This is a genomic window from Streptomyces brevispora (assembly GCF_007829885.1).
GTDB lineage: Bacteria > Actinomycetota > Actinomycetes > Streptomycetales > Streptomycetaceae > Streptomyces > Streptomyces brevispora.
Genome location: NZ_VIWW01000001.1, coordinates 6,413,324 through 6,430,118, shown reverse-complemented (window position 1 = coordinate 6,430,118; position 16,795 = coordinate 6,413,324). Strand labels below are relative to the sequence as shown.

Here is a 16,795-nt window from a genome sequence, read left to right as displayed (position 1 = left end):
TTGACGAGACCAGCCCACTCACGGGCCAGCTCCATTCTTCTGTCCATGCGCGCCGAATCCACTCGGTCGAGCACCGCACCCTCCACCCGTAGCTCGTCCCATCCGACCTGCGGGTCTCCAGAGCCGTTGCCGTGACGCCCGCCAACTGAGGTCGCGTTGCTCCCCACTCGCGTTCACGATCATATCGAGGCGGGCGCAAGGCGGCTCATGGCCTTGAAGGCACCGGAGTTGATGGAGCGCTGAGCTCCAGGCCCGCTACGACGCGCTCGGCATCGTGACGGCGAACCTCTACGCCCTCGGTCAAGCTTCCGTTCCCGTTAGTGCGTTGTGGCAAAGGGAGTCCCTGTTCGATGAGCAGGGGCTTCTTCATGTGGGGGGGCATGAGCGCGAGGGGGTAGGGGCAGGCAGCGGGCGGCTTGTTGTGGATCGAGGAGGTTGGGATGCCGTCGGTGTTGGGGTTGATGGAACAGCGTGAGACACGGGCGAGGCAGGATCTGGAGTCCTGGATGGAGGTCCTGGAACAGGCTCAGGCGGAGGTGGATGCTGCGCGGGAGCGGTGCGAGCGGGCCCGGGTGGGGTGCGAGGAGCTCGTGGCGGTGCTGGCCGAGGAGAGCCTGGTGAGTGCACCGGTTTCCGTGTCGCCCGCCGGCGATGAGGTGGCTGCCGTCGCGGGCCCGAACAGTTCTGGGGTGGAGCGTGGTGAACGGCCGCCGGTGTGGCGGCCGGGCATGGGCGAAACGGTGCTCGGCGGAATCTATCGGGAGGTGTTCGCCGCGGTGGTGGCCGCTTCAGGGCCGGTGAACGGGGTGGAGCTGACGCGGGCGGTGGGCCGGGAAGCGGAGATCAAGAACGAGGTGGAGAAGATCCGGCACCGTGCTTATGTGCTGGAGAAGCAGGGCTGGCTGGTGCGGGCGAAGGACGGACGGTTCATGCCCGCGTCGGAGGCTGGAGCAGTCGCCCGGGGCGATTCTCCGGCCAGCGGGGAGCGTCCCCTGCCATCCGGCGGGACAGCCTGATCACGGCGGCCCACCACACCATCTGCTGGTGGTGATCGGGGCGTCGTTCGTGGTCGCGGTTGAGGCGGCGTGAGCGGGAGAGCCAGCTCAGCGTGCGCTCCACCACCCACCTGCGGGCCAGGACGACAAATCCGCGTTGTCCGTCGCAGCGGCGCACGACCTCGACCCGTACTCCGTGGCGGGCGAATGCCTTCGCCAGGGCCGAGCCCTGGTAGGCGCTGTCGACCCACACCAGTTTCAGCAGCCGGCCCGGCTTCTTCATGAACGTCTCCAGCAGTGCGGGGGCGGCCTTGGAGTCGTGCATATCGGCCGTGGTCACGGTCACGTCGAGGAGCAGGCCGTCCGTGTCGGTCAGGATGTGGCGCTTGCGCCCGTCGCGTGACTTGCCGCCGTCGTATCCGCGACTGTCCTCGCCGACGGTTTCGGAGGCGTCCACCGACTGGCTGTCGATGATCCCCGCACTGGGCTCGGCATTGCGCCCTGCACGTTGCCTGGCCGTGCGGCGCAGGCGTTCGTGCAGCTCACGCACGTAGTCGTAGGTCCGCCAGCGGCGGAAGAAGTCGTAAACGGCCCGCCAGTACGGGAAGTCGACCGGCAGGGCCATCCACTTGACGCCGTTGTCGCAATGCCGTTGCTTGAGCTACTGAAGTATCGCGGGCGCAAGGGTGATGATCTTCTCGGGAACCCGTCGCGTGCCTCGCCTGGCCTGGTCTTTCTTGCGCACGATGTACTGCGACACCGGATGGCGGGTGTACCGGTCCGCCTCGCGTAGCCGCCGGAGGCCGTTGTCGAGCTTACGCACGACTTTCGTGGCCATCCGCTTCATGAACTGCCGCAGATGGCGGGTCGACCGGCCCGCCTGGAGGACGACGCTGCGTCGTGTGTGCTTGAGGACTTTGACGAACGAGATCCGGTCGGGGTCCAGACCCTCGCCGTCTGCCAGCCGCAGGATGATCCGATTCAGGCAGTGATGGAGGGTCAGGTGTGCCCAGATCTCCTGCCGCACCAGTTCCGGCGACACCGACCGCAGCACCTCGGCCTTTCCCCGCTGAATGGTCTTCAGCTGCCGGAAAGCGGATTCAACCTCCCAGCGCTCGTGATACAGGGCTGCCAGCTCCTCGGCGGGCCAGGCCCCGGGATCGAGCAGGTCAGTCAGCAGCCTGACGGTCTCGCCGCCGTCGATCTGGTAGTCGATCACCCTCACTGTCACCCCGCCCGGATGGGAGCGCCGCTGCCCAGCGAGATTCATCCGGGTCAGATAGGTCCCGTCAGGCAAGACCTCCGCGGGCTTCGCGGCGACGAAGGTGCGGGCTCTGATCAGCAAGTGTGCTCCGGCCTGCGTGTATGCCTTCCACAGCGCGACACCGGGGAAGGCACGGTCCATGATCACCAGCATGCCGGCGGCGCTGACGGCCGTCTCTGTCGCCAGCGCGGGCTCGCCACCGCCACTCCTGAAGCTGCCTATTCGCGCGTCGATCGTGGCGTGCGTACTGGTCTCGGTCAGCGTCACCGCTCTGGCCTGCGGGAACCCGATGGGACGACCGGCACTGTCCACCTGCCCGCCAAAAACGGCACGTGTCGTATCGTTCTCCGGCATGTCCAGCAAGAACCCGTCGACTGCGGCGACTCTCATCCCGCGCCAGAACGCCGCCTCGAGTGTGGGCGGAGCGATCGCCCCCGCGACACGGCGGAACACTCCTTCCAGCGGCGCGGCCCCAAGCTGCTGCCGGGCCCTGGTGAATGACGACTTGTTCGGGACCGACTGGTCCATCTCGCCCAGGGCCCCGACGAGGTTCTCCGCAACATCGTCGTAGGAGTCCTGCTGGAACAGCGCCAGAGCAAGCACGAAGTAGACCATGAACCGGCTCGACAGGGGACGGGGCTTGGCATCCCGCCGACCGCACGCGGCCAGCACCTCGTCCACCAGCTCAGGAACAATCCACTCGGTGACCAACCCGAGCCGGACATCATCAGATAACCCGATCCACGGATGCATGTCCGGTCAACGAACCAGCACCCCGGCAGTCACCGTGCCCGGGAGAGGAACTACTTGCACCCCTCAAGCAACGGCATTGGGATAACGGCATCAAGTGGCGGGCGATGCCGGCCGACTTCCCGCCGTGGGACCGGGTCTATGCGTTCTTCCGCCGCTGGCGCGACCACGACCTGGTCCGGGAGTTCCATGACCGGCTGCGCGGGCAGGTCCGCGAGAGGGCAGGGCGCGATGCCCTGCCGACGGCTGGGGTGATTGATTCGCAGTCGGTCAACGCGGATGCCGTGGTCGGCGCCGGCAGCCGTGGCTTCGACGGCGGCAAGCTGGTCAACGGACGCAAGCGGCACGTCGTGGTCGACACCCTCGGCCTGCTGCTGGGCGTGATGGTCACCGCTGCGGATGTGGGCGATCGCGCCGCTGCCCACATCCTGCTGGAACAGGTGGCTGCCGCTCACCATCGCCTGGCCCTGGTCTGGGCCGACGGCGGCTACACCGGCAGTCTGATCGAGCACTGCCTGGCCGCGTTCGCCCTGGTCCTGGCGATCGTCAAGCGCAGCGACAACATGAAGGGATTCGTGGTGCTGCCCAAGCGGTGGATCGTCGAGCGTCTCTTCGCGCACCTGATGCGAAGCCGCCGTCTGGCCCGCGACTTCGAGCGTCGTATCGCCGGTTCCGAGGCGATGATCTACTGGTCGATGGCCGCCCTCATGACCCGTCGCCTGGCCCGGCCACACCGGGGCCGAGGGTGAACCGGCCGGGTGCGGGCTCGGCCAGCCAGCCTCGGGCGACCAGGCGTTTCGCCTTCGACCGCAATGCCTCCACCCGCGCCAACACCACGTCCATGCCGAACACTGCGGCCATTTCCTGGCAGGTCAGCGGCCCCTGGCCGAGACGGACACGGTCCGCGACGGCTTGAAGGATGCGCTGGTAGTCGACCGACAGCACCGAAGAGGCGACCTCCTCACGCCACACCGGCACCTGCGATTTCGGGTTGGCCGCATCACGGGACGCCAGCTGCCTGTCCGCCTCCCGAGGCCCGGCGGCGGCTCGGGGGCCGGCGTCAGCGGCGCTGTCCGGAGCCAGAACCGTATCGACCCGCCGCCGGGCGATCACCCACTCCTGCCATTCCTCCTCGGCCGCGGCCAACTCGGCCTGAATACGGTCGGCCTCCTCACGCAGGCCATCGACCCGACGCCGAGCAACAAGCTCGTGCTGTTCCAGTAGTCCAACGACTGACGGCATTCGAGACCTCCCGGGGAACGACGACCTGACAGGCCACTACTCCCACGGGTCTTACGCACCTATCCGCAACCAGCGGAAACACGCCAATCACACCCGGAAAGACAACAGCTTCTAAGAACGGTCAGAAGCCCCACCAAGGCTTGTTTTTGGTGGGGCTTTCGTGGTGTGTGACGGCAGCGCTGACGGCAACGTCAGCGGAGGACGTCTGCGGCGGGTGGGTCGTCGGCGGTGTCGGTGGGGTTGAGGGCGTCTCCGAGGGCGTCGATGGCGTGGCGTTGGAGGCGGAGGCGTACGTGGGCGTAGACGCCGATGTGGGCGTGCGGGGAGGACTCGTTCAAGCCGTCCGACCGTCACGGCGTGGACGGAACACCCCCGCGTCGGCGGGGAGGACGCTCCAGCTGGTCCGGCTTCGGCGGCCAGGACGGTCCTCCCCGCCGACGCGGGGGTGTTCCGCCGCCCGGGGGGTGGGCGGCTTCTTCAGGTCCGTCCTCCCCGCCGACGCGGGGGTGTTCCGGTGAGTCTCGGCTTCGTCATCAGACCAGGCGCGTCCTCCGGCTTCGGTACTGGTGGGCTCGCGTATTCAAGTGTCGCCAGTTCTGGCGCTTGGGAGACGGGGCAGTGACTGTGCGCGTTCGCCGGGAGGCAGGGATTGCGTGCTGTCAGGGCCGCAGGAGCCTGACAGCAAGGAAGCACGGAGCCTGGTGAAGCTTGTTGTAGGCCGTTTCGTCGAGTTCTCGCAGGCCGGGCGTCGGGCGAGGCTCGATGAGTCTTTCAAGCATGAATCCGGCGGCCAGCAGCTCGTTCAGGAACGTTTCCAGCGGCATGCGCTGGTAGTGGACTGCCAACGGCCCCCCGGCGAGCGGGAGGTCAACCCAGTCCTCGGCGTAGTACGAGCCACCGAATTTCCGCCAGTCAGCCGTCGGGTGGGTCGTCGAGACCAGCAGCCACCCTCCGGGACGCAGGACGCGTCGTAGGTCGCTGAGGAGACGCGGCCGATCGGCGATGTGGTGGAGCATCAATGCGCATACGACTCCGTCGAACGACGCGTCGCCGATGAAGTCCAGCGGCTTCTCCGCGTCGTGCATGCGCAGTTCGGCCCGGTCGCCCAATCGCTCCCGCGCGTGACTCAGCAGAGTGGCGCTGCCGTCGATTCCGACTACCTCGGCACCACCCGCCAGGAGTTCGGCCGCGTAGTGCCCGGCCCCGCAGCCGACATCGAGAATCTTCAGCCCGGCAACATCCCCCGCTAGCGCGAGCATCGCCGGCCGGTCGGTGTGTGCGTTGTAGGGGCTGGTGTCGGCGTTCTTTGCGAAGTAGTCGCCGACTTCGTCGTGGTAAGCGGTCTCTGCAGGCATCGTGACAGCATCGCGCCGGTGGCTGCCGACCGCGAGCGGTTTTGTGCAACCGAGGGTGCGTCCGGTCAACGGCTGCCTTGACTTGTGTCTGATTGTGGTCGGCTCGTTTTCAGCTGTTGCCGAATCCCCGGGGAGCCCAGCCAGATGGTGACCGTGTGTGATCCCCAGGGGCGTACCGGCTCCAGGTCCCGCCGGTTTCTCTAACGAGGCGGCTGGTGGTCTTGTCGTGGTATCCGAGAGCGTCCGCGACGACGGGAGCGGGCATCTCAAGGAGTTGTTGTCGGATGGCGGCGGCCACCGGGACGCCGATCTCGTTGAGGAGTGCGGACAGGTGGTCGGGGCGGAAGGGCTGGCCCGCCCGGCGTCCGGGGAACAGCCAGGGGGATGCCTGGTTGGTGGCGGTGTTCATGTGGTCGCGGTCGGCGATGTAGTCCAGCAGCAGGGAAGCGGCTGGCTCGGGGATGGGTGAGGCCGGTTCCCCGAGTCGGAGCAGTACTGCTTCTCCGTCGTGGACCACGTCGTCGACGGTGAGCCGGACGATCCGGGTGAGGGGCTGTGCGTAGAGGAGCACGATGACGCCGGCCACGCGGAGGTTCTTCGGTATGTCCGGGTCGGTCAGCAGCCGGCCGAGGGTGTCCAGGCGTTCGTCCTCGCTCAGCGCAGCTCGTCGGGTGGCCTTCATCGCGGGTATGGAGAGGGAGCGTCGGCAATGGCGGCTCTGCATGGCCCAGTTGAGGAAGGACCTCAAACAGTTGCGGCTGTGCTCGTTGTTCTCGGCCCACCAGGCGTCGACGTCGATCTGGCTGCAGGAGGTGAGCGGGGTGTTCCGCTCGCCGAGCCATTGCAGGAAGGCTGTCGCGTACTTGATCTGCTCGGCGGCGAAGCGGCGGATGCTGGGTGTGATGTGGCTCCGGTCGGCTCGTGCCCGCAGTCGGGGAAGGACACGCCAGGTCGCGAAGAGTTTGATCGTCTTCGCGTGTTCGGGGTCGGTGATGTCGGCCAGATGGCCGGGCAGCCAGCGCTGGAAGGAGCAGATGTACTTGTCGACGGCGGGCAGGACTCCGCTTGTCATCAGGAGTTCTTCCAGGTGAGCGGCTGACCGCCATGGCTGGAGCTCATGGAAGGCGTCGTGGGTCAGCGGTATCTGCCCGAGGCCGAGCTGCCGCAGTCGCTCAGAGGCGTTTCCCGGCTGATCGTGGCGCAGGGCCAGCCAGGCCAGCCCGCTGCTGGGCTTGTCCATCGCCACCAACAGGTCGAACAGCGGGGTCAGTTCGGGACGGACACGGCCGGTGCCGTCGTCCAGGAGGGCGGTGAGCCGGTCGGTGAGCGTGCAGCGTTCGCAGAGCCGCCCGCCCAGGAGTCTCCCTTCGAAGCCGCAGCGTGCACAGTCGAAGGTCTGGGAGAAATCGGCGCAGGTCGTGCAGATGGAGGCGCCGTCGGCGGGGCGGCGACCGGGAAGCGCCCGGTCCTGGCCGCATCCTGGGCAAATGCCCCGTGTCCGCACCGCTCGGTCAGAGCAGGTCCGGCAGATGTATCCGTCGGGCCAGTGGCCGGCCTTGTGCTTGCGGCGTCCGCAGCGGCAGCACTCGGCCAGGAACCAGCGTTCGTACTGCTCGTCGGTGGCGTAGGTCCGGCTCATGCGTCGGGCAGGATGCGGGCCGCGCGAGGCCGCAGCTTGGCGACGTTCGCGGACAGAGCCGGGAGGTCGCCGGTGGCGGTCTTGCGGACCCCCGCGTTCTCGGCGCTGGTGGCCACCAGGTCGGCTGGGGTGCAGGAGAGGATGTCGCAGAGCGCGGCCATGACCTGCAACGACAGCCGTTCCGGGGTCCCGGAGACCAGACGGTGGACCTGCGAGGCGGACAGGTCGATCCCGCGATCCCGCAGCAGCGGGACCAGTTCGGTGGCGGTGAAGATCTGGTGCTTGGCCATGACCTCGCGCAGCCGCCAGGTGTAGCCGACTTTGCGCTTCATGCCTTCCTCCCGTTCCGGGCCTGAAGGGCCGCGGCGATGGTGTCGTCCAGGTGTCGGCGCAGGGTGCGGGTGCGGAAGTCCGAGGACACGCATAATTAATGGTGGAGTCGGGTATTGGAACTCCCGGAATACCCCCGCGCTCAGAGGGGATCGAGGAGCATCAGGACCTCGTCCCGGGTGTCGTCCGGCGCGAGGCGGAGGGCTCCGGGCCAGCGACCGACCTCACGCCATCCGAGTCGGCGGTAGAAGTCCTCCAGCCCCTCTTTTCCCCGGGCAGCGAGATGGAGCTGTTCGAGCCCCAGTTCGCCGCGGGCTATCTTTCGCAGCTCGCGCATGAGGGCGGAGCCGACGCCGCGTCCGCGGTATTCGGGGTGGGTCTGAAGGTGGTTGACCGTGCCCCAGTGTCCGATGAGTCGGTAGGGGTCGCGATTCAGGACGACCCAGCCGGCAAGAACGTCGTCAAGTCTGGCGGTGACGAGTCGGCTGTGTTGTGGGTCGAGACGTCCGAGGAGCTTGTCCGTGACTGGCGCGACGTCGTTGTCTTGGACGGGTGGGAAAGGGAATCCTGCGGCTCCGCCCGAGTTGGATACCGCGATCCAGCAGTCGATCAGCTGGCGTCGGAGTTCGGGCGTGACCTCGTGGGCGTCGGTGACCTGGGCGAGGTCGGGCATGCTTTCGTGCGTTGTCATGAGAAGCAGCATGTCAGCGGGATCGGACATCGGTATGAGTCGGGCTTTCGCGTTCCGACGGCTGACTTCGGCTGCGTAGGCGGCCCAGTCTCCGGCGGCGGCTCGTTGCCATTTGACGGCGACGGTGATGTCGATGCCTGGGGTGCGGGCGAGCACGGCTGCGGGTAGCTCGGTGGCGAGCTGGAACAGCGCGGTCGAGCGGGTCTGTGCGAGCCGGATGCCGAGTTTGCGGAGACGTTCGCCCATGGCCCGGGCGCTGATGGGGCGGCCGGGCTGGCCTCCGGGGAAGAGCCAGGGCGATGTACGCGAACGCCGGTCTGCCGCAGGGGTCGGTGGACCGGGACGCGTACGTGGTGTGCGTGCTGGAGCAGCTGCACCGGGCGCTGAACAACCGCAACGTGTTCGCCTCCCCCTCCCACCGGTGGTCGGACCCGCGCGCCCGGCTCCTGGACGGCGCGGCGTGGGACGCGGTGTGCGAGGACGTGCTGGCCGGGCTGAGTCTGGACATGCCCGTCACCGAGCACCTGGCGGAGCTGGTGCGGGCCCTGGACGCGGGCTGGAAGCAGATGGCCGAGCGCCTTCAGTCGGCGGGCAAGGACGCGAAGGTGTCGCTCGACGTTCAGCCGAACGGGCGGGTGAAGCTGAACGTGGAGAAGCTCGGCGCGCTGGGCGAGCCGAAGTCGCTGACCTGGCTGCGCAAGCGGGTCGAGAAGATGCTCCCGAAGATCGATCTGCCGGACCTCTTGTTCGAGGTCCACTCCTGGACCGGGTTCCTCGACGCCTTCGTGCACCTGGGCGACGGCACCACCCGCATGAAGGACCTGACCACCTCTGTGGTCGCGCTGCTGGTGAGCGAGGCGTGCAACATCGGCATGACCCCGGTCACCAACCCCGGCCACGAGGCCCTGACCCGCTCCCGCCTGGTCCACGTCGACCAGTTCTACTTGCGCGCCGACACGATCGCAGCGGCGAACGCGAAGCTCATCGAGGCCCAGTCCGAGGTGCCGATCGTGCAGTTCTGGGGCGACGGCCTGCTGGCCTCGGTCGACGGACTGCGGTTCGTCGTACCCGTCCGCACGATCAGCGCGGCGCCCTCCCCGAAGTACTTCGGCTTCAAGCGCGGCATCACCTGGCTCAACGCCGTCAACGACCAGGTCGCCGGTATCGGGGCAGATGGTCGTCCCCGGCACCCCGCGCGACTCCCTGCACATCCTGGACGCGCTGCTGAACCTGGACGGCGGCGTGAAGCCGGAGATGGTGGCCACCGACAACGCGAGCTATTTAGTTACATGGACACCTTGCCCCTCGTTGAGGGTCGGGGGCGGCCGTCCGGGCTGTCGGGTGCGACGGCTCAGGGAGTGTCTGTGCGGGTACAACAGCGGCTGCAGGAGGACGGCTCGACCCTGGTCGAGCTGCTTGACGAGGACGGGACGCCGGTCGAGGTCGTTGCCGGATTCCTGCGTTTTCTCGGCGCGCGGGACTGCTCGCCGAACACGCTCATCGCGTACGCCTACGACCTTCGGCATCTGTGGCGCTTCTTCGCAAGCAGGGGTCTGAGCTGGGAGCGGTTCGGGCCACCGGACGCGATCGCGTTGCTGGAGTACTTGCGCTCGGTGCCGTCCCGCCGCCCGCGTCGGCGGATGACGCTGTCGGTGGTGACGATGGCCGCTGACGGTCCGGCGACCAAGCTCGCGGGCAGCACGGTGAACCGGATTCTGGCCGCAGTGTCCTCGTTCTACGAGTACGCGATCTTGTCCGGGCTACTGGAGCGGGCCAACCCCATCGAGAAGCGTCCGGACCCTGCACTTCTGTACGTCTCCGAGCGGCATCGCCCGTTTATGGGACGGGCCAGCCGTCAGCGCCCGGTCCGCCGGGCCGTGCGCGTCAAGACCGTCCAGCGGGTGCCACGTCCGCTGGACGACGGCCAGGTTGAGTTGCTGCTCGGTCAGCTTCGCGGGCTGCGGGACCGGGCGATCGTGTTGCTGATGCTCCACGGCGGGCTGCGGCCCGGCGAAGTGCTCGGCCTGCACCTGGATGACCTGGCCTACGGACGGCGGCGCGTCGTGGTCCGGCATCGCGACGACCACCCCAAGGGCGTCCGGTCGAAGTCCCGGGTCGAGCGGGTCGTCGACCTGCACGAGACCGCGACCCTGGCGGCGGTCAGCGCCTACGTGATGAACGAACGTCCCGACGACGCCGACACCCGGCTGGTGTTCCTGATCGGCGGCCGCGGAACCAGACGCCTGGAGGCGCTGGGCTACGACGGCCTGGTGCGGATGTTCTCCCGGGCCTGCACCCGGGCCGGCATCCGCGAGCCCTGGGTAACGCCCCACGCGCTGCGTCATACGCACGCAACCGCGATGTGGGAGGGCGGCATGCGCGAACTGACCTTGCAAAAGCGCCTCGGTCACGCCTCGCCCGAGTCCACTCGTCTTTACACCCAGGTCTCCGATCCGGCAGTCGTCGCCGACTACCACCGGGCCCTGGACGCGCTGGGCAAGCCGGTGGAGGGACGTTCATGAGGGGCGTCATGGCTTCGACCGCCGCGCTGGTCGCCGCCCCGGATCCGGTCCGCCGTCAGCGCCCCAGGCACTGCCCCGAGGGGCAGTACGTAGCGGCCGTCCGCGGCCAGGACAGCTTCAATCGCCAGTACCTCAACGCGAAACTGCGCTACTACCGCGACTTCCGGACCCGCTGGCCGGACCTGGAAGCCTGGTTCGCCGAACCCTTGGCGGAGCGGGCGGGCCGGCTGCCTGGGGAGTCTTTCCACCGCCCGTCGTTCCCCACCTCCCATCGGGCCCGGACCTACCTGACCTATCTGGGCCTGCACGGGTACGCGACATTCGACTACCGGTGGATGTTCGCCGTCGGCCAGCTGCGCGTTCACGACCAGGCCGCCCTGCTGGGGATCGATCCGGGCACCATGGTGCTGGTCGAGGAAGCTGTCGCGCTCGGCTACAACCGGATGTCGGCGAAGCAGGCGATGCACTGGTCGGTGGCCCGGATCGTGTTGCGCAACGGCCTGACCGACGTCGCCGACATCACTGGCGACCACGTCGCCGAGGTCCTGGAAGCCATCCGTCTGTTCCCCGAGGACCCGGAGTTTGCGTCCTTTTACCCGTCGGCGCAACAGTTCTACGAGGGCCCGGCGAAGAGCTGGATCACGCACCTGCACCAGCTTGAGGTGGTGCTCTTCCATCGCGGCCAGGTCGCCAAGCAGCCACGCAAGCTCATGCCGTCGTGGAAGCCGCCGCTGACGCTGCCTCCCCGGATGCTGGCCGTCGCAAAGAAGTGGCTGGCGGCCCGCAAACTGACCGACGCTCCCTCGACAGTGTGAGGTTCCCCCGGGATGCGGAAGTTGATGACAGAGGGTCAGATGGTTCTCATGAGAGGAACATCGACCATGGCTGCCCCCAGAAAATACTCACTGGAGTTGCGTGAGCGTGCGGTGCGGATGTACCGCGCGTCGGATCCGAAGCCGCAGATCAAGAAGCTGGCCGTCGACCTTGGCGTCCACCCCGAGGCCCTGCGGGGCTGGATCCGGCAGGCCGAGGCCGATGCCGGCGAGCGTGATGACCGGCTGACTACCGACGAACACGCCGAGCTGGTGGCACTGCGGAAGGAGAACGCCCAGCTCAAGCGGGCGAACGACGTACTGCGGACGGCCTCGGCGTTTTTCGCGGCGCAACTCGACCCGACCCGGCCCAGGTGACCGCGCTCCTCGACGAGCATCCACACCTGGGAGTCGAGTGCGTACTCCGGGAGCTTTCCATCGCCCCCTCCACCTACTACCGCTGGCGCCGCGCTGAGAAGGAGCCCTGCGAGCGGCGGCGCCGCGACGTCGAGCTCACCGAGCAGATCAAGGCGATCCATACCGGGTCCGGTGGCGTCTACGGGTCGCCACGGGTGCACGCCATGCTGAAACGCGAGGGCGTCCACGTGGGCCGCAAGCGCGTCGAGCGGTTGATGCGCGAGGCCGATCTGGCGGGTCTCAGCCCGCGCCGGAGCGGTTTCACGCGCCGGGATCCCAAGGCCGCGCTCGCCCCGGACCTCGTCAACCGGGACTTCACCGCTCAGGGGCCGAACCGTCTGTGGGTCACCGATCTGACGATGATCCCGACCGTCGAGGGACCGCTGTGGCTGTCCGCGATCCGCGACGCGTTCTCCCGCCGGGTCGTGGCCTGGGAAACCTCCGCCCGCGCGGACGCCGACCTGGTCCTGTCCAGCCTGGAGTACGCGCTCGCCTCCCGTGAGGTCGAGCCCGGCAAGCTCATTCACCACGCCGACCACGGCTGCCAATATACGTCCATCAAGCTCACAACTCGCCTGGTGAGGGCGGGAATTGAGGCGTCGATGGGCTCGGTCGGCGACAGTTACGACTGTCAGTCTGTTCGTACCGGATCCCGCAAGGATCGGGTAGTCCCGGCCGTGACGGTCTGACTCTTGCTTACGACCGACCCCACGGGTGTCCTGGCGTTGATCTGTCGACCGTCCGGCCGGGCACGCAACAAGCGCTGCCGCCGGACGGACGTGACCTCATAGGAGCCTGGAGCCAACTCGTCAAAGCGTCCCCGTGACAGTCCTGTCCCTCCGGCCGGCGACAGCGTGCACCCCACGCTACCGACCGAAGGGAACGCGGTGGACAACAACGAGCAGCACAGGTCCGGGCACGTCGTGATCGGCGTCGACACACACAAGCATGTGCACGTCGCTGCAGTGATGGACACGATCGGCGGGATCCGGGCGACCTTGACGATCCCCACCGACACCGGCGGATTCCAGCAACTCCTGGACTGGGCAGGCTCATACGGCAGGATTCTGGCCTTCGGAATCGAGGGCACCGGCTCCTACGGCGCCACCCTGGCCTCGTTCCTTCGACGGGCCGGGCACAAGGTGGTCGAGGCCGGCCGCCCGGACCGGCGGCTGCGACGGATGAACGGCAAGTCCGACACCCTGGACGCCGAGAACGCCGCCCGAGCCGTCCTGGCCGGGTTCGCGACGGCCACGCCCAAGAGCGCCGACGGTGAAGCCGAGATGATCCGGCAGCTCAAGATCGCCCATGACCAGGCCGTCGAGCAGCGCTCAGCGGCGATGGTCACCATGAAAGCGATGCTTGTCCACGCTCCTGACCCCTTGCGCAACGAGACCGCGGGCAAAACTCAAATCGCTCTGGCCCGGCACCTGGCGGGCCTGCGTCCTCGGCAGCTGGAGGGCCCAGAGGACGCACTGCGTCACGCCCTTCGAACACTGGCCAAACGGTGGCAGTACCTCGACGCCGAGGCCAAGGAACTGACGAAAATGATCGCTGAGCTGGTCCACCGTGCCGCCCCACAACTCCTCGAACCATTCGGCATCGGTGTGGACACCGCCGCGGAGATCCTCGTCGTGGCCGGCGACAACCCTGAACGCATCAAGTCCGAAGCCGCCCTCGCCAAGCTTGCGGGCATCGCTCCTGTGCCCACAGGCTCCGGCATGACCAGCGGCAGGCACCGCATCAACCACGGCGGCCACCGCCAGCTCAACGCCGCGATCTACCGGACCGTCATAGTCCGCATGCGATTCCACCAACCGACGATCGACTACGTCACCCGCCGCACCGCCGAGGGCAAGACGAAACGCGAGATCATCCGATGCCTCAAACGCTACGTCATCCGCGAGGTCTACCACCTGATCCGACCCGCACCACGGACCGTCCCCACAGTGAGTTGACAACTATAGGAGCGTCAACGCCCTCGCGGAGAATCTGTGGATGCTGACGAAGACCGAGTGCGTCCGCGGTCGCGTCTTCGCCACCAGGGCCGAGGCGAACCTCGCGCTCTTCGAGTACTTCGATGGACCCTGTTGCCCAATTGATCTCAGGCCGCGAGTTCGAGGGCTGCCAGCCGGGAGGTCCGGGTGTCTGCGAGAGGGGTCCCGTTCCACCAGGCGTCAAGGCGGATCAGGTTGATGGCGGCCGCGGTCAGGACGTGCGCGAGGTGTGTTTTGGCCAGGCCGATGTAACGGGTCCGTCGTACTCCAGCGGCCGCGACGGCCTGGTGGATGGTGCCTTCCACTCCGGCGCGGGCCGCATAGCGGTCCTTCCACTCGTCCGTGGACTGCTCGGCGCGGACACGTTCGAGGAGCGCGTCCTGTTCTTGTGGGCGTACGGTCAATTGCCGTCCGTACTGGGTGGAGCGGGTGCACTGGTCCCGGACGGGGCATGGTGCGCAGGTGGAGGTCGCGAATCGGATACGGATCGCATCCCGGCCGTTGTTGTCCACGCCGGCCGTCCAGTACCTGCTCGTGGCGCCGGAAGGGCAAATGGCGTGCTCAGCCTGCCAGTTGATGGTGAAAGCGGTCTTGCCGAAGCCGTTCTTCTGAGCCGCTTGCCGGGTGTTGTTCGACCGGACTGGGCCGATGACGCTGACGCCGCGGGCGATCGGCGCGGTCAGAAGCAACTCGGCCGAGGTATACCCGGCGTCGAGGAGATGTTCCGCGGGCAGGAGGCCCCGGCTGGTGAGACGGTCGTGGACTGTTTCGACGACCATCGCGTCGTTGACTGTGGCGTCGGTCGTCTCAACATGAGTGATCAAGTGTGGGCGGTGGACCTCCCCCGGGTCATCGCAGCTCTCGCTGAGGTGGATCTTGTAACCGACCCAAGCCGATCCGCGCTTCTTCGAGTAACGGGCCTCGGGGTCGTAGGGAGAGGTGATCAGCATTCTGCCTGGCGGGAGATCGTCCTTCCCCCGCCAGGCCACCTCCTCGACTCCGTCGGTGACGGTGCGGGAGAACTGCTGCAGCCAAACCGTGCGCAGGACGGTGACCGCAGGGATCTCCCGTAGCCAAGCTGGCGCCGCCGGTGCGACGACTGCTTCGAGCAGGCGATAGCCGTCAGCCGCGATCTGCCGGGCGAGACCGCGTCGCTCCTGCTCGTCCGTAGGCAGTCGATAGGCGTCAACCCGCGTGCCGTAGCGTTCCTGCCACACCGGATCCATCGCCGTGCGCATCCAGTCCGGCGCGGCTACGGCGAGCGCCTCCATCGCCGCGCGCAGGGCCTCGCCGATGAACTCCAGGCGGTTGAGGCTACGGACCGCGGCCAGGACGTGCGTGGCATCTGTAGGCTGCCGACCACCAGGGGCGACCAGCCCCTCGCTGGCCAGCCGTCCCAGCAGCAGATCCAGGATCTTCTCCTCCAGGCCATGGGCCAGCAGCCGGTCCCGGAACCCGGTCAACACGGTGTGATCGAAGCCGGGGTCGGTCAACTCCAGGCCGAGGAGGTACTTCACGTCGATCCTGGCTCGCACCGCGTGCGCGGCCTGCCGATCCGTCAGGTTCTCCGTGAACTGCAGGATACTGACCAGGGCCAGCCGACCAGGTGCGACACCGGGACGACCACGGACCCCGAAGGCTTCTGCGAATTCCTCATCCGAGAACAGCGGACCGAGGCTGTCCCGGAGCCTCATCGCCAGACAGCCCTTGGGGAACGCCGCGCGAGCCACCTCCCGTGTTCCGGCAGGAATTCCCTCTCCCGAATCCGCCCGCATGGACACCGCACCACCCCTAACTCGACGGCCGGATAACCGGGTTCGTATCTCCGATGCCTGCGCACCAGACTCACCGCTCCCGGCACCGCGCAGGGCGTGATCGCGATGTGTTCACCCAATTGGGCAACAGGGTCTTCGATGGTTTCTACAACAGCCGGCGCATCCAGAAGCGGCTCGGCTACCTCAGCCCGATCGAGTTCGAGGAGAAGCACTACGCCGAGCAGGCAACGGCCGAACGAGCGAACCTGAAACCCCGCCAACCCGCCCTGACCAGCTGATCAGCACCTCCCGAGCAACGGGGGAACCTCACAAGCTGCCTTGGACGACTGCCTGTACCAACGAGCTCCGTTGCTTCACGTCGAGGCCCCGTCAACACCCCTTGCGTAACCAGCGAAAGCGCTAACTACCCGGCCTTGGAGTCACCTCACCTGATGACCGCCCCCGAATACCGCACCGAGATGACCACCCGCTTCGCCATCTGGGACCAGGTCACCGGCGTCGCCGACCTGCCCGCCGCGGCCTGAGCACGGAGCCGGAACCCGGCCCTACCACACCCGACACACCATCAGGCACCCACACACCCAACAACGTGACAGCGCCTCGGGAAGCCCAGTCCCGTGGCGGGCGGGCACTGTCGACCCAGGGGCCTTGGCGGCGGGGCGGAGCCCTTCTCGTGCTGCACGTAAACGGGGCAAACTCTGCAATACAGGTGAATTGTATGTGGATTCACTGGATCGATCGACAAGTGAACTGTGCCGGTGAATCGCAGTCAACAAGCGGTTCGTGCCCGTAGGTAGAGTTTGTTATTGATGCCCAATTGTATATTCAATGCCCCGTTACCCGGGGTCGCGTGGATAAAAGCCCTCGCAAAATCCGCGCCCGGTGCGATACTCTCCGTGCGCAGGGATACATGGTCATCACATCTAGGGGGAAACGTGAAGATTTCTGTAGGGATTGCCAGCGTTTGTGCTGTCGTTCTTGCCGCGACCGTGGTGGCGCCGGCGGC

17 protein-coding genes and 3 pseudogenes are annotated in these 16,795 nt (G+C 67.3%); 11 read left to right on the top strand and 9 right to left on the bottom strand.

Translation table 11 applies throughout. The annotated features are described in order from the left end of the window. Positions 1-416: 416 nt before the first annotated feature. Complete coding sequence (locus FHX80_RS29600; RefSeq protein ID WP_145766995.1) at positions 417-1,016, top strand: hypothetical protein; 600 nt, start codon at positions 417-419, stop codon at positions 1,014-1,016. On the opposite strand, the pseudogene FHX80_RS29595 reads toward FHX80_RS29600, so the two are convergent. Both FHX80_RS29595 and FHX80_RS29590 read right to left on the bottom strand, forming a co-directional pair. Then, positions 928-1,626 (bottom strand): annotated as a pseudogene (locus FHX80_RS29595) (IS5 family transposase); the annotation flags it as partial. The gene FHX80_RS29600 and the pseudogene FHX80_RS29595 sit on opposite strands and share 89 nt — an antisense overlap. A gap of 30 nt (positions 1,627-1,656) precedes the next feature. After that, entirely contained in the window at positions 1,657-3,012 is a 1,356-nt protein-coding gene (locus FHX80_RS29590; protein ID WP_145766994.1) for an IS4 family transposase, read from the bottom strand. Here FHX80_RS29590 and FHX80_RS29585 point away from each other — a divergent pair. Next, positions 2,991-3,758 carry an IS5 family transposase gene (locus FHX80_RS29585; protein WP_341874045.1) on the top strand — a complete coding sequence of 256 codons (768 nt, stop codon included), beginning with the start codon at positions 2,991-2,993 and terminating at the stop codon, positions 3,756-3,758. The two genes, FHX80_RS29590 and FHX80_RS29585, sit on opposite strands and share 22 nt — an antisense overlap. Here FHX80_RS29585 and FHX80_RS29580 read toward each other — a convergent pair. The 6 genes from FHX80_RS29580 to FHX80_RS29550 form a co-directional block, all read right to left on the bottom strand. After that, on the bottom strand, positions 3,715-4,251 hold the full coding sequence (locus tag FHX80_RS29580; RefSeq protein WP_145766992.1) for a hypothetical protein: 537 nt from the start codon (positions 4,249-4,251) through the stop codon (positions 3,715-3,717). The two genes, FHX80_RS29585 and FHX80_RS29580, sit on opposite strands and share 44 nt — an antisense overlap. A 191-nt stretch (positions 4,252-4,442) precedes the next feature. Next, entirely contained in the window at positions 4,443-4,589 is a 147-nt protein-coding gene (locus tag FHX80_RS29575; protein WP_145766991.1) for an integrase, read from the bottom strand. 321 nt (positions 4,590-4,910) lie between these two features. Further along, on the bottom strand, positions 4,911-5,606 hold the full coding sequence (locus tag FHX80_RS29570; protein ID WP_145766990.1) for a class I SAM-dependent methyltransferase: 696 nt from the start codon (positions 5,604-5,606) through the stop codon (positions 4,911-4,913). Positions 5,607-5,715: 109 nt separating this feature from the next. Further along, on the bottom strand, positions 5,716-7,245 hold the full coding sequence (locus FHX80_RS29565) for a hypothetical protein (protein ID WP_145766989.1): 1,530 nt from the start codon (positions 7,243-7,245) through the stop codon (positions 5,716-5,718). Then, entirely contained in the window at positions 7,242-7,577 is a 336-nt protein-coding gene (locus FHX80_RS29560) for a helix-turn-helix domain-containing protein (RefSeq protein WP_145766988.1), read from the bottom strand. The genes FHX80_RS29565 and FHX80_RS29560 overlap by 4 nt, the downstream gene beginning before the upstream one ends. 140 nt (positions 7,578-7,717) lie before the next feature. Beyond that, positions 7,718-8,512, bottom strand: a complete 795-nt coding sequence (locus FHX80_RS29550) for a GNAT family N-acetyltransferase (RefSeq protein ID WP_341874037.1) — start codon at positions 8,510-8,512, stop codon at positions 7,718-7,720. A gap of 50 nt (positions 8,513-8,562) precedes the next feature. Between FHX80_RS29550 and FHX80_RS29545 the strand changes: the two are divergent. The 7 genes and pseudogenes from FHX80_RS29545 to FHX80_RS36990 all read left to right on the top strand — a co-directional run. Then, positions 8,563-9,547 (top strand): annotated as a pseudogene (locus FHX80_RS29545) (Tn3 family transposase); the annotation flags it as partial. Positions 9,548-9,555: 8 nt separating this feature from the next. Continuing rightward, entirely contained in the window at positions 9,556-10,788 is a 1,233-nt protein-coding gene (locus FHX80_RS29540) for a tyrosine-type recombinase/integrase (protein ID WP_244318498.1), read from the top strand. 8 nt (positions 10,789-10,796) lie between these two features. Next, positions 10,797-11,603 carry a hypothetical protein gene (locus tag FHX80_RS29535; RefSeq protein WP_145766986.1) on the top strand — a complete coding sequence of 269 codons (807 nt, stop codon included), beginning with the start codon at positions 10,797-10,799 and terminating at the stop codon, positions 11,601-11,603. 66 nt (positions 11,604-11,669) lie between these two features. Further along, on the top strand, positions 11,670-11,978 hold the full coding sequence (locus tag FHX80_RS29530) for a transposase (protein WP_164247473.1): 309 nt from the start codon (positions 11,670-11,672) through the stop codon (positions 11,976-11,978). Then, positions 11,975-12,706: an IS3 family transposase gene (locus tag FHX80_RS29525; protein ID WP_145766984.1), complete on the top strand. Its 732-nt coding sequence runs from the start codon at positions 11,975-11,977 to the stop codon at positions 12,704-12,706. The genes FHX80_RS29530 and FHX80_RS29525 overlap by 4 nt, the downstream gene beginning before the upstream one ends. Positions 12,707-12,904: 198 nt before the next feature. Next, a complete protein-coding gene (locus FHX80_RS29520) occupies positions 12,905-13,975 on the top strand; it encodes an IS110 family RNA-guided transposase (protein WP_167523700.1) in 1,071 nt (356 codons plus the stop codon). 40 nt (positions 13,976-14,015) lie between these two features. Continuing rightward, complete coding sequence (locus tag FHX80_RS36990; protein WP_145766983.1) at positions 14,016-14,213, top strand: integrase core domain-containing protein; 198 nt, start codon at positions 14,016-14,018, stop codon at positions 14,211-14,213. Here FHX80_RS36990 and FHX80_RS29510 read toward each other — a convergent pair. Beyond that, the gene (locus FHX80_RS29510; protein WP_425281699.1) at positions 14,122-15,795 is read right to left on the bottom strand and encodes an IS1182 family transposase; all 1,674 of its coding nucleotides are present in this window, start codon (positions 15,793-15,795) and stop codon (positions 14,122-14,124) included. The two genes, FHX80_RS36990 and FHX80_RS29510, sit on opposite strands and share 92 nt — an antisense overlap. Before the next feature lie 101 nt (positions 15,796-15,896). On the opposite strand from FHX80_RS29510, the gene FHX80_RS34905 reads away from it, so the two are divergent. Together FHX80_RS34905 and FHX80_RS29505 are read left to right on the top strand one after the other, a co-directional pair. Next, the gene (locus FHX80_RS34905; RefSeq protein ID WP_167523339.1) at positions 15,897-16,067 is read left to right on the top strand and encodes an IS3 family transposase; all 171 of its coding nucleotides are present in this window, start codon (positions 15,897-15,899) and stop codon (positions 16,065-16,067) included. Positions 16,068-16,214: 147 nt separating this feature from the next. Beyond that, positions 16,215-16,313: pseudogene (locus FHX80_RS29505) on the top strand (IS6 family transposase); the annotation flags it as partial. Positions 16,314-16,795 lie beyond the last annotated feature (482 nt).

Coding starts and splice junctions, on each gene's coding strand:
- FHX80_RS36990 (WP_145766983.1), top strand. CDS start 14,016: ATGCTGACGAAGACCGAGTGCGTCCGCGGTCGCGTCTTCGCCACCAGG.
- FHX80_RS29570 (WP_145766990.1), bottom strand. CDS start 5,606: ATGCCTGCAGAGACCGCTTACCACGACGAAGTCGGCGACTACTTCGCA.
- FHX80_RS29535 (WP_145766986.1), top strand. CDS start 10,797: ATGGCTTCGACCGCCGCGCTGGTCGCCGCCCCGGATCCGGTCCGCCGT.
- FHX80_RS29550 (WP_341874037.1), bottom strand. CDS start 8,512: ATGGGCGAACGTCTCCGCAAACTCGGCATCCGGCTCGCACAGACCCGC.
- FHX80_RS29540 (WP_244318498.1), top strand. CDS start 9,556: ATGGACACCTTGCCCCTCGTTGAGGGTCGGGGGCGGCCGTCCGGGCTG.
- FHX80_RS29560 (WP_145766988.1), bottom strand. CDS start 7,577: ATGAAGCGCAAAGTCGGCTACACCTGGCGGCTGCGCGAGGTCATGGCC.
- FHX80_RS29565 (WP_145766989.1), bottom strand. CDS start 7,245: ATGAGCCGGACCTACGCCACCGACGAGCAGTACGAACGCTGGTTCCTG.
- FHX80_RS29580 (WP_145766992.1), bottom strand. CDS start 4,251: ATGCCGTCAGTCGTTGGACTACTGGAACAGCACGAGCTTGTTGCTCGG.
- FHX80_RS29590 (WP_145766994.1), bottom strand. CDS start 3,012: ATGCATCCGTGGATCGGGTTATCTGATGATGTCCGGCTCGGGTTGGTC.
- FHX80_RS29530 (WP_164247473.1), top strand. CDS start 11,670: ATGGCTGCCCCCAGAAAATACTCACTGGAGTTGCGTGAGCGTGCGGTG.